This is a genomic window from Reinekea blandensis MED297 (assembly GCF_000153185.1).
GTDB lineage: Bacteria > Pseudomonadota > Gammaproteobacteria > Pseudomonadales > Natronospirillaceae > Reinekea > Reinekea blandensis.
In genome coordinates this window covers 293,063-304,438 of the sequence record NZ_CH724155.1, presented here as the reverse complement: position 1 = coordinate 304,438, position 11,376 = coordinate 293,063, and the positions used below count along the sequence as shown (strand labels likewise).

Genomic DNA, 11,376 nt, shown 5'->3' with positions numbered 1-11,376 from the left:
TGCGGCCATAGGGCAGGGTAATGGGGCTGTCGACTTTAAAGCTTTCGGCGTCATCAAAGGGGGCGGCATCGGGCGTCACATCAACGATGCGAAAACCACGATTATCTTGTAGGATGGCCCCTTCAAGGCGGTTTTTATTCCAACCTGGAACAGGATTGGAGAAGAATTCAAGCACCCGGATTTCGGACTCAGCAAACGCCGAAGTACCGCCAAGAAGCAGGCATAGCAAGAGTTTCAGTTGTTTCATAGCACTGGTCTCACGCGATTGATGTTATTGTTGTTCTGCGACAAATTGTAACCGTTTTCAGATCAACTTTGTCAATGCCTATTTTTTAAGCAGGTAAAACAGCCTTTGTTAAGTTATTGAAAACAAAGGGAAAGCCCTAAACGGTGCCATGGGCAGATGATTTCGATCAATTTCATTGCACGATTTTAAGTTGACACATTGCAGGGGAAAAATTACGCTTTCCTGTAATCGGTTACAGGCTGTTTCGGCCAACAACTGACTCGCTCGGAATCGGTATTAAACAGCCATACCAGAGTCCGATCGGTTGAACGCAAATGCGATAACAACAACAAGACGGAGAAATCTCTATGAAAACTCAACTCAAAGCCGGGGTTGCAGCCCTGTCGCTGATGGCGGCAACGACTTTTGCAGCCGACATCCGCATCGACGGCTTCCCGGACTATGACACCCAGATCGAAGCCATTAAGGGCGGTCTGACTGAACACAACGTCACCATGTTGAAAAACAACCATGGCGACCACCACACCAAACTGAAAACCAACCTGGCGACCGGCAGCGGCGCGGGCGACGTAGTCCTGATCGACGTGGGCTTTGTTGGTTCGTTCGTCAATGCTGGTGGTTTTGTTGACCTGAGCAGCCAGTTCGGACCAATGGCCGACAACTACGCGGACTACGCGGTAGCGGCTGGTAAAGGCAATGACGGCAAGCAATACGCTGTTCCTGTCGACTTGGGTCCAGGCGTGATCTACTTCCGTCGTGACTACATGGAAGACATGGGTTATGACCTCAACGAAGTCATGACTGATTGGGATACGTACATCGACTACGGTCGTGAACTGAAAGAAAAAGACATCCTGCTGATCGGTAACGCCAGTGCCGTTGCCAACGCTTACTACCGCTTCAACGTTGGTGAAGGCGAAGGTCTGTACTTCGACGCTGACGGTGAGTCTCTGGTCACCTCTGAGCGTTTCGTTCGTGCATTCGAACTGGCAAAAACCATCCGTGAAGAAGGCCTCGACGGTAACATCAGTGAGTGGACTGAAGACTGGTACGCCGGTTTCCGTGAAGGTAAATTCGCGACTCAGATGTCTGGTGCCTGGTTGCTGGGCCACCTGAAAAACTGGATTGCTCCGGACAACAGCGGACTGTGGGGTGTATCTCACCTGCCATCCGGCATCTACGGTACTTGGGGCGGTTCTTACCTGGCCATTCCTAAGCAAGCCAGCAACCCAGAAGCCGCTTGGGACCTGATCGAGTACATGATCTCTGAAGACATCCAGATGGCTGGCTTCGAGAACATCGCCGCATTCCCTGCGCACACTGGCACTTATGACGACCCAGCATTCGAAGAACCAATCGAATACCTGCGTGGTCAGAAAGCTCGTCTGATGTTTGCTGAAATTGCTGAAAACATCATTCCGGTCACTCCAATGAAAGGTGACCTGGTAGCCGAAGACCTGGTTAACGTTGCTCTCGACAAAGTCCTGAACGACGGTGTCAGCATTGAGAAAGCTCTGGCTGATGCTGAACGTCAAATCAAGCGTCGCGTTCGTTAATCTGTAAAAACTTCGTGTTATTTGTCGTCACATGGATGTGACAGATCCAGCAGGCCCGGCTACGGCCGGGGCTGCATTACCCCTTCGTTGTACTGCCATGATCTGGCTTATTAATCTGTGAGCAGGAACTGTTATGAACAGTCAAAATGTATCCACCACGACGTTGCCCGAAGCTTGAGGAAACTAATCGCAGTAAGCGACAACGGTTCCTGAACAAGTTCACACCCTACGGCTTTTTGTCACCCTATCTGATTATTTACGGAGTGTTTGGTATCTTCCCCGTGTTTTTCATGGTGTACCTCTCATTCCATATGTGGAACCCGGTCGAAGGTCTCGGGTCCATGGAGTTTGTCGGTTTTGAAAACTACGTTCTGGGTCTGACCGACCCAACCCTGTGGCAGACCATGTGGAACACGCTGGTCATGGCCGTGTTGTCCGGTGTGCCTCAGCACCTGGTGGCGTTACCCATGGCTTACCTGCTGGTGATGCTCGGTTCCCGTGCCCGTCACTGGTTCACGACTGCTTACTTTCTGCCGTACATCACCTCCACCGTTGCGGTGTCGATGATTTTCTATGTGATGTACTCCAAAGACAGCGGCATCATCAACGCCGTTCTGGCTCAATTGGCCGACGGCAGCCTGACCAGTTGGCTCTTCGGTGGCCTGAAAGACGTCTTACCGCTGGGCTGGGTACAGGAAAACAGCCTGATTCGTTACTCCGTCTCCTTTGTGGTCTGGTGGAAATATGTCGGCTTTAACATTGTGATCTACACCGCCGGTCTGGCCACCATCAACCCGGACCTGTATGAAGCCGCCACCATTGACGGCGCTAACTCCTGGCAACGATTCACCCGTGTCTCTCTGCCATTGCTGAAACCGTTTATCTTCTTCGGTGTCACGTTAACCATCATCGGTAACATGAACCTGTTTGATGAACCTTACGTCCTGACGGTGGGTGGCCAGTTTGCGCAAACCGCAGGTAAGACCATTTCGAACTACCTCTACCAGATCGCCTGGGAATGGCTCGACATGGGCAGCGCCGCAGCGATTTCGTGGATTCTCTTTGTCGTGATCGGCATCTTCACCGGTCTGTATTTCTGGTTCTTTGGTCGTCAAGGTTTGGGAGACGAATAACATGACACACGCTCAAGCCACTTTTATCGTTAACCTGTATCACAAGATCGGATACGGCGTTCGTAACATTGCTCTGCTGTTGTTCGCTTTCATTACGATCTTCCCATTTGTCTGGTCAGCTATTCTGGCCACCAAAGACCGAACCACCATGTTCGGCGGCGGCATCGACTTTTCGCTGGGCGATAAGCTGGTGTCTAACTACGGCAATCTGCTGGAAATCATGGATTTCTGGACCGGGATGATGAACAGCTTCTCCATCTCTGTGGTCGGTACGGCGATCTCATTGATCTTCTGTTCCATGGCCGGTTACGCATTGGCGATTTATAAGTTCAAAGGTCGTAATGCCATCTTCGGTATCATGGTTGCGTCGATGATGATCCCGCCGGTGCTGACACTGATCCCTTACTACATGGTGATCAACCTGCTCGGACTGGCGAACACCCACCTGGCCGTTTGGCTGCCGTTCACCATTCAGCCGATTGGTATCTTTCTGATGCGACAGTACACCGTCACATCGGTACCCAAAGATCTGTTGGAAGCGTCGAAACTCGATGGCGCCAGCGAACTGCGCACCTATTGGAGCATCGTGTTACCGCTGCTGCGTCCAGGTCTGGCAACGCTGGCCATCGTGCAGTTCGTATTCCTGTGGAACAACTTCCTGCAGCCACTCGTGGTCTTGAACAGCCCTGACAAGATGGTGATTACGCAGATGTTGCGTGGTGTTCAAGGTGTACCGAACACGCCTTGGGGTGCCGTAATGCTGGGAACGACTATTTCGATCCTGCCATTGATTGCACTGTATATGACCGCCAGCAAACAGATGATTGCCGGTCTGACCAGCGGCGCTGTGAAGTAAGCGCTGTTTTCTCGCTGCGGGTGTTGTGCCCGCAGCCAACACCGAGAAAAACATAAGATAACTGTATGACGTTTAAACTGCCTGCCAACAGCAAGATGCTGGCACCGGACTTTGTCTACGGTGCGGCCACCGCCTCATTTCAGATCGAAGGCGCGAACACCGCGGACGGTCGATGTGAGTCGATCTGGGACCGCTTTTGTGCCACACCCGGGAAAGTCGAAAACGGCGATGACGGCTCGGTGGCCTGCGACCATTACAACCGTTTAGAAGCCGACCTCGACATGATGGTCGATCTCGGTCTGGAAGCGTACCGATTCAGTGTCGCCTGGCCACGCATTGAACCGGCCCCGGGCGAGTGGAACGAAGCCGGCTTTGCGTTTTACGAACGTCTGATCGACGGGCTGATTGCCCGAGGCATTAAGCCATACCTGACGCTCTTCCACTGGGACTTGCCACAGTATCTGGAAGATCGCGGCGGTTGGATCAGCCGGGAAACCGCGCATCGCTTCGCCGAGTACGCCGACAAAGTGACCGCACGTTTCGGCGATAAAGTCGTGTCCTACGCCACCATTAATGAACCGTTGTGCCCGTCCTTTGTGGGTTACCGTTGGGGTGCGCATGCCCCCGGTTATGCCGACGAACGTCTGGGATATCAATCTGCACATCACCTGTTGCTGGCGCACGGACTGGCGTTGCCACTGATGCGTCGAAACGCACCCAATGCCGAACATGGCATTGTGCTGAATTTTAATCCGGCGTTGCCGGCGGATGAGAACACGCCTGTTGACATGCTGGACCACGCTGACGACGGTGAAGGGTTTTGGTTTTTGCATCCGCTCATGACTGGTGAGTACCCACAAGCGGTTTGGGACGAAGCACCGGAAGCGATGCCCACCCGGCTGCCGGGAGACATGGAAATCATTTCCCGGGAAAACGACTTCATCGGCGTCAACTACTACTCGGCCCGGGTGATCGGACCGGACGCCCAGGGCAAACCGGAAGAAAAAGCGCAGACCGTTCCGAAAACCGACATCGGCTGGCCGATTCGTCCAGACGGCCTGACGCACCTGCTGCTGACCATGACGCGTCGCTACGACAATCTGCCGCCGATTCTGATCACTGAAAACGGCGCTTGCGATAATACCGATATTCATCATGGTGAAGTTCGTGATGCGCTGCGCACCAACTATTTTCAACAGCACCTGCAAGCACTGCATGAAACGATTGAGCAGGGCGCGGACGTCCGAGGCTATTTTGCCTGGAGCTTAATGGACAACTTTGAATGGGCCTTTGGCTACAGTAAACGGTTCGGCATTGTGCACGTCAATTACGACACGCAGATCCGCACCCTGAAACAATCGGGCAAAGCCTGGCAATCTTTTTTACGGGACCGCGCGTCCCGACGCTGACGTACTTTTGGGGTAGTCGAGTGTTTTGACCGGCCGCGTGCCGGTCTTTTTTTATAAAACAACAATAAGAGAGAATCCTGATGAACGATAAGCAACCGCTGGGCGCCTTTATTGAAGACGGCCAACGCTACCGGCTGACCAGCCCAACCGAACTGCCAAACGCCGACGCCTTTTTGTGGAACGCCGCGATGATGATACAGGCGACTTGCCGCGGTTATGCCACGGCCCAGTTCATGCAACCCGGTCCAGCTAAATACGCACACGGCCCAACGCTGGCCGCGAAGACGTTCATGCAACCCGAACACCCTTATTTTGCGCACCACGCCGGGCGATTTTTTTATGTGAAGGACCATCACACCAACACACTCTGGTCGGCGCCTTACGAACCCACCCGGATGCCGCTCGATGAATTTCGTTTTGAACCCGGACTCAACGATTTACGCTGGGTCCTGCGCAAAGATGACCTTGAAGTCACACTGGTGTTGTCGCTGGCCGATGACCATCCGGTGGAATGCTGGCGCGTGAGCGTCACTAACCACTCAACACATGCACGTCAGATCGGCCTGACCCCATACTTCCCGGTCGGCTACGCTTCGTGGATGAATCAGTCTGGTGATTACGATACCAAGCTGAACGCCGTGATTGCACGCTGCGTAACGCCCTACCAAAAACTTGAAGACTACCCGAAACAGAAACACTTCAAAGACCTCACCTTTTTTGCAGCCGATAAAAAACCGCAATCCTGGAGCGCCCGACTGCAGGCATTTGAAGGCGAGGGCGGGTTGCATAACCCCGATGCGCTGCAAACCGGAACGCTCGATAACCAGGCCGCTATTTACGAATGTCCGGCCTGCATCATGAACTTTGAGGCCACGCTGAAAGCGGGCGCGACTGAACAATGGACCTTTTTGTTTGGCCCCGCCGAACACGAGACGGAAATTGCCGAACGCCTGGCTGAGCTGTTGCCCGAAGGCAAGATCGAACAGCCGCTTGAACAGCAACGACAGCAACTTAAAGACACACTTTCGAACACGTGTATCGACAGCCCAGACACAAATCTCAATGCCGTATTGAATCACTGGTTGCCACGACAGCTGATGTATCACGGCCAGAGTCAGCGTTTAACGACCGACCCGCAAACGCGCAACTACCTGCAGGATGCCATGGGCATGGCGTATCTGGACGCCAACCAAACCCGAACCGCATTAACCACCGCGTTACAACAGCAGCAGTCCTCAGGGCAGATGCCCGACGGCATTCTGCTCGAAGGCGCAACAGAGCTCACCTACATCAATCGCATTCCACACACCGATCATGGCATCTGGGTGATTCTCTGCCTGCAGGCGTACTTAAACGAAAGCGGCGATGCGGGCCTGTTGAACAAGATGTTACCGTTTGCGGACGGGTCGGAAGCCAGTATCGCTGAGCATGTCGATCGAAGCCTGGACTGGCTCCTGGCCGACCGCAACGAACAGGGCCTGTCCTACATTCAGCAAGGCGACTGGTGCGACCCTATGAACATGGTCGGCCCGAATGGCATAGGTGTGTCTGGCTGGCTGACTCAGGCACTGGCCGTGGCTTTGAATCAATGGGCCGAGCTGTGTCGACAAACCGGTCGACAAACTCAGGCGGACGCCTATACCACGGCGTACAACGAGCAGAGCACGATCATCAACTTACACCTCTGGGATGGCGACTGGTTCATCCGTGGCATCACCGATGAACGCCGGCGATTCGGAACCAAAGACGACGACGAAGGACAAATCTTTTTAAACACCCAAGCCTGGGCATTGATGGCCGGCGTTGCCAGTTCGGATCGCCAACCCCGCCTGATTGCCAGTGTGCAGGAACGCCTGCAGACCCCCCACGGCCCGATGCTCTGCGCCCCGGCGTTCACTCGCATGCATGAGGATATAGGCCGGGTCACACAGAAGTTTCCCGGCACCGGCGAAAACGGCTCGGTGTACAACCACGCGGCGTTGTTCTGGAGCGCGGGCCTGTTTGCCGCCGGCGAGAATGAACGTGCCTGGCAGGTCATCCGCGATTTATGGGCGTTCGACGACGATGAACGATTCCTGCGGCGCGGCCAGTTACCGATTTACGTGCCGAACTATTTTCGTGGCGCCTGGCATCAGTTTCCGGAGACGGCCGGCCGATCGAGCCGGTTATTTAATACGGGCACCGTGGCCTGGGCTTATCGACTGTTTGTTGAAAACCTGTTGGGACTGACCGGTACGCTAAACGGAGTGCGCGTGACGCCCTTCCTGCCGAAAGACTGGCCGGTCTTTAGCGCCAAACGGACCTTCCGCGGTGCGCACATTGAACTGACCGTAAAACGCGATGGGAGTCTGACCGCCGATACCTTGCGGTGCAACGATGAAATCGTCGATGGATTTGAACTCAACGACCTGCAAGCCGGGCAAACCTATCGCCTGGACTATCGGGTGTCAGGTTAAGCTTATAAAGTGGGGCTTGCGCCGCAGGCCCCCTTTCGGACACCATCATGGTGTTAACCCAGACACTGAACACGCCATGACCCAGACCCCATTCAACGTTCGCCCCTATCAGCCGGACGACCGTGACGCCCTGCTAAACCTTGCCGTACACGACGAGCAGATCCCTTTTGTCGGGCACATGGCCGACTTGCTTGCAGCCAACAGCGCCACCCGACACCCCTTTGTACTGGAAACCAATGGCACTCTGGTCGGCTTCTTTCACATCGATACCGGCTATGCCGACGAGTACGACTTTGCGCACGCTGGCGATGTCGGCCTGCGCGCGTTCCTCATCGATCATCGACATCAGGGCAACGGCTTCGGCCGTCAAACCATGACGCATTTACCACGACTGATGCAGACCCATTTCCCGCACGCGAAACGACTGGTGCTCACTGTCAACTGCAAAAACCCAACGGCCTATCAACTCTATTGCCGGAACGGGTTCATCGATGATGGCGAGTTGTATCATGGCGGTGCGGCTGGGCCACAGCATGTGTTGCGAATGCCGTTATGACACAGCATCGCACTCAACTGCTCGACATTTTGGTGACCGTTCCAGAGATTCAGCAGGTGCTCGAAGCGATTGAACAGCTGGGCATTCCCGATGCCTTTCTTGCCGGCGGAGCCATAACGCAGTGTGTTTGGAATCACCTGTCGGGCAACCCTGCGCTGCACAAGGTGAAAGATTTCGACATCATTTATTTCGATCAGAACCCGACCCAATCTGAAGCGGACATTGAAGATCATCTCACTCGAACCCTCTCGATCAGCCGACCCGTGGATGTGAAGAATCAGGCCAAGGTTCATACCTGGTACCCAAAGAAGTTCGGTAACACCATTCCACCGCTCACCTCATCCGAGGATGGCCTGAGAATGTGGCTGCCTTGCTTTGCCGTAGGTGTTCGAAAACATCAGGACGAGTGGTGCGTCGCGGCACCATTCGGTTTGACCGACCTGTTTAATCGCTTGGTTCAGCCCAACCGCACCGCCATGAGCCAGCAAAACTACGAACAGATGACGACAAGCTTCAAAGACCGCTGGCCGGACATCACCGTTGTACCGTGGGAGGCGCACGCGTGACTACGACACTTCAACCGCTCATCGAAGGCTGGGATGGCAAAGACCGCGCCGCAGTCGAGTCGATCTATCAGGCGCACCGATCCGATGTCGATTTCATCGCCACACTGCTGACACTTTGTTCCAGCCCGAACACGGAGCGCGGCGCCAGCTGGTTACTGAAAGCCCATGTCGAAGAAGGCCCTGTGCCCGATAAGGCTCAGCACAAGCGGTTTTATCAAGCTCTGTTATCCGCTCACCATTGGGAAACCCGCCTTCATTTATTGCAGGTCATGCATCGGGTGCCGTTACCCAAGTTGCAACAACTCACGGTATACCATTGGCTGACGCATCAACTGCAGGACCCAAATAAGTTTGTTCGCGCTTGGACCTATCACGGACTGGAACACATCGCCCGCTGGTACCCGGAACACCGGGACGAGGTCGATGCGTTTATCACGCTGGCCATGAAAGACGAAGCGCCATCGGTGAAAGCCCGTCTGCGTCGATTAGCAAAAGGGCAATAACCAGAATCCGTCGACCACTGAGACTTGAGACTAAAACTGCTACACTGGCGGTGAATTCGAACCACTGCCGTTATGCTGAAGCTCTCCAACAACGTTACCCTGACCGACGACGACCTCGACTTCTCCGCCATCCGTGCGCAAGGCTCGGGCGGACAGAACGTCAACAAAGTTTCCTCAGCCATTCATCTGCGTTTGGACATCCCCAACTCCAGCCTGCCCGAGTTTTATAAAGAACGCCTGCTGGCACTGAGTGATTCCCGCATCAGCAAAGACGGCGTATTAATCATCAAAGCGCAAACCTTTCGAACACAGGAAAAGAATCGGGAAGATGCGTTGAACCGTTTGCGGGAGATTATCCTCAACGCCATTAAAACCGAAAAAGCCCGCCGTCCGACCAAGCCTTCTCGTAACTCGCAACGCAAACATGTGGATAAGAAAACTCAACGCGGAAAGACCAAAGCCCTGCGTGGAAAGGTTCGTGTGTAAGTCCCCCTTGTAGGAGCGAGCCTGCTCGCGACCCTGATCTGCACCGACTCACCGTTTAACAATGACTATATTTAAATAATCTCACATGACAGAATTTCAAAAAGAACTAAAAGAGGTGTGCAAAGGTACCCGATGGAACCACACGGGGATTTATGTTTGGACCGTCATTAACGGTATTGTTATCGTACACTCTTATACATCTTGGTTTCGACTAGGGGTCTGTGGCGTAAGATTAAAAACAACACTGACTGATCACATTATGTGCCACAGCTATGGCATCTGGGAGCCTATGACAAAACCAAACTCATGGATGATAAAGGGCGCTTTTTCATTAACGGGACCAATTGCTAAAATTGAAGATGCACAAACTATTAAGTTTGGACAGAAAAACGTCGCCGAAACTATTATTTCGACACTTGATGGAGCTGTGGATGACATCGTTAATCAAACTACTTTTAATTCGTTGATATCGCTTGCTTATAAAGATATTCATGAGCGACCCAACCAACCGTTATTCATCGCAGGTGAAGCACTTTGCAACTTCTACATTCAAAGCGGTCAAGCTGATAAAGCGATCGAATTCTCAACCAAAGTAATTAATCGAGAATATGCTGCATCGGGGCATGGTAACTTGGATTCTAAATACAGTTCATACTTTGAGTTTGTTTCCAATCAGATTCCAGAAACATTTGATGAGTACATCGCTCCAATTAGAAAACCTCGACCACGATTAAGCCCAGAACATGCTCGCCTGGTTGGAACCTCAAGACCACACTTAAAAAACCGCAAGGCGTTCTAACTCCTTCACAAATGCTCAAAAAGATCCTCCACTAACTCAACCACCTGCGCTGTTTCCCCATGCGCCCGAATGTAAGTGCGCAGCCCCATAAACTGAACCTGTAACCGCTGAGCCATACGCACCGGGTCCTGTTCGGAATTGATCAGGCCCTGGGTCTGAGCCTGTCGGATAGCATCAGCAAACTCACCTTCCATCACGTTCAATAGTCGTTTGGCTTCGGCTAAGAGATCCGCCTGGTCTTCGGTTAGCTCGGCGATGGTTTTCACCAGCATGCACATGCTGCTGGGCGCTGCGGACTGACACTGCAACACACCGATCACAAACTGTTTCAAGCCATTCAATGGGTCGCCGGCCTGAGCGATAGCAGCTTTCAGATGAAGTTCATGTTGATAGGTTTAGAGCTTTTTTTGGAAAGAGCCCTTACACCACTAAAAGACGAGTCATATCCCTAGTCTTAGTACTCATACGATTTAAGTTCAGGCGACGTCTATCAAATCCATAAACTGGATTGTTGGTTCAAATTCAATAACATTGGTTTCAGACCATGACAAGGTTTTGTGACCCAGCTCGCTGATTTACATCCGGTAACAACAATAAATCAGATTTTTAGTAGAAAGTGGGCTAGCTTAATCTTTGTTGTATGACACCACGACTGAGTTCCCGCCCTTAAGTTGGCAGTTTTTGTCAGTAATTACGCTTAGTTCAACAATCGCCGAGTGCCCAAACCCACTGGGGACTGACGGCTGTAGACAAGGATTTAGCGCGCCAAATCGAAAGGTTTTTAGCATTCAGCAATCATCATCTTTTTG

The 11,376-nt window shown here is 52.9% G+C and carries 12 protein-coding genes; 10 read left to right on the top strand and 2 right to left on the bottom strand.

All coding sequences use genetic code 11. The features are described from left to right. Positions 1–247, bottom strand: a 247-nt coding sequence (locus tag MED297_RS20895; protein WP_008048629.1) for a hypothetical protein, incomplete at its 3' end; no start/stop codon positions are given. Between the two features lie 347 nt (positions 248–594). Between MED297_RS20895 and MED297_RS20890 the strand changes: the two genes are divergently transcribed. The 10 genes from MED297_RS20890 to MED297_RS20845 all read left to right on the top strand — a co-directional run bounded on the left by MED297_RS20890 (position 595) and on the right by MED297_RS20845 (position 10,567). Next, positions 595–1,803, top strand: a complete 1,209-nt coding sequence (locus tag MED297_RS20890; protein WP_008048628.1) for an extracellular solute-binding protein — start codon at positions 595–597, stop codon at positions 1,801–1,803. Positions 1,804–1,949: 146 nt separating this feature from the next. Next, positions 1,950–2,936 (top strand): carbohydrate ABC transporter permease, encoded by a 987-nt coding sequence (locus MED297_RS20885; protein ID WP_008048627.1) that lies wholly within the window; start codon positions 1,950–1,952, stop codon positions 2,934–2,936. A gap of 1 nt (position 2,937) precedes the next feature. Further along, positions 2,938–3,792: a carbohydrate ABC transporter permease gene (locus MED297_RS20880; protein ID WP_008048619.1), complete on the top strand. Its 855-nt coding sequence runs from the start codon at positions 2,938–2,940 to the stop codon at positions 3,790–3,792. A gap of 65 nt (positions 3,793–3,857) precedes the next feature. Continuing rightward, a complete protein-coding gene (locus tag MED297_RS20875; RefSeq protein WP_008048617.1) occupies positions 3,858–5,201 on the top strand; it encodes a GH1 family beta-glucosidase in 1,344 nt (447 codons plus the stop codon). A gap of 80 nt (positions 5,202–5,281) precedes the next feature. Then, positions 5,282–7,657, top strand: coding sequence for a GH36-type glycosyl hydrolase domain-containing protein (locus MED297_RS20870; RefSeq protein ID WP_008048615.1), 2,376 nt, complete (start codon positions 5,282–5,284; stop codon positions 7,655–7,657). Positions 7,658–7,733: 76 nt separating this feature from the next. Continuing rightward, a complete protein-coding gene (locus tag MED297_RS20865; protein ID WP_008048614.1) occupies positions 7,734–8,213 on the top strand; it encodes a GNAT family N-acetyltransferase in 480 nt (159 codons plus the stop codon). Further along, the gene (locus tag MED297_RS20860) at positions 8,210–8,779 is read left to right on the top strand and encodes a nucleotidyltransferase family protein (RefSeq protein WP_008048613.1); all 570 of its coding nucleotides are present in this window, start codon (positions 8,210–8,212) and stop codon (positions 8,777–8,779) included. The genes MED297_RS20865 and MED297_RS20860 overlap by 4 nt, the downstream gene beginning before the upstream one ends. Then, positions 8,776–9,282, top strand: coding sequence for a hypothetical protein (locus MED297_RS20855; RefSeq protein ID WP_008048612.1), 507 nt, complete (start codon positions 8,776–8,778; stop codon positions 9,280–9,282). Before MED297_RS20860 ends, MED297_RS20855 begins: the two co-directional genes overlap by 4 nt. A gap of 72 nt (positions 9,283–9,354) precedes the next feature. Next, the gene (gene arfB / locus MED297_RS20850; protein WP_008048611.1) at positions 9,355–9,768 is read left to right on the top strand and encodes an alternative ribosome rescue aminoacyl-tRNA hydrolase ArfB; all 414 of its coding nucleotides are present in this window, start codon (positions 9,355–9,357) and stop codon (positions 9,766–9,768) included. A gap of 85 nt (positions 9,769–9,853) precedes the next feature. Beyond that, a complete protein-coding gene (locus MED297_RS20845; protein WP_154651034.1) occupies positions 9,854–10,567 on the top strand; it encodes a hypothetical protein in 714 nt (237 codons plus the stop codon). Between the two features lie 5 nt (positions 10,568–10,572). Here the strand turns inward: MED297_RS20845 and MED297_RS20840 are convergent, their stop codons facing one another. Continuing rightward, positions 10,573–10,899 (bottom strand): TetR family transcriptional regulator C-terminal domain-containing protein, encoded by a 327-nt coding sequence (locus MED297_RS20840; RefSeq protein ID WP_237613471.1) that lies wholly within the window; start codon positions 10,897–10,899, stop codon positions 10,573–10,575. Positions 10,900–11,376: the final 477 nt, after the last annotated feature.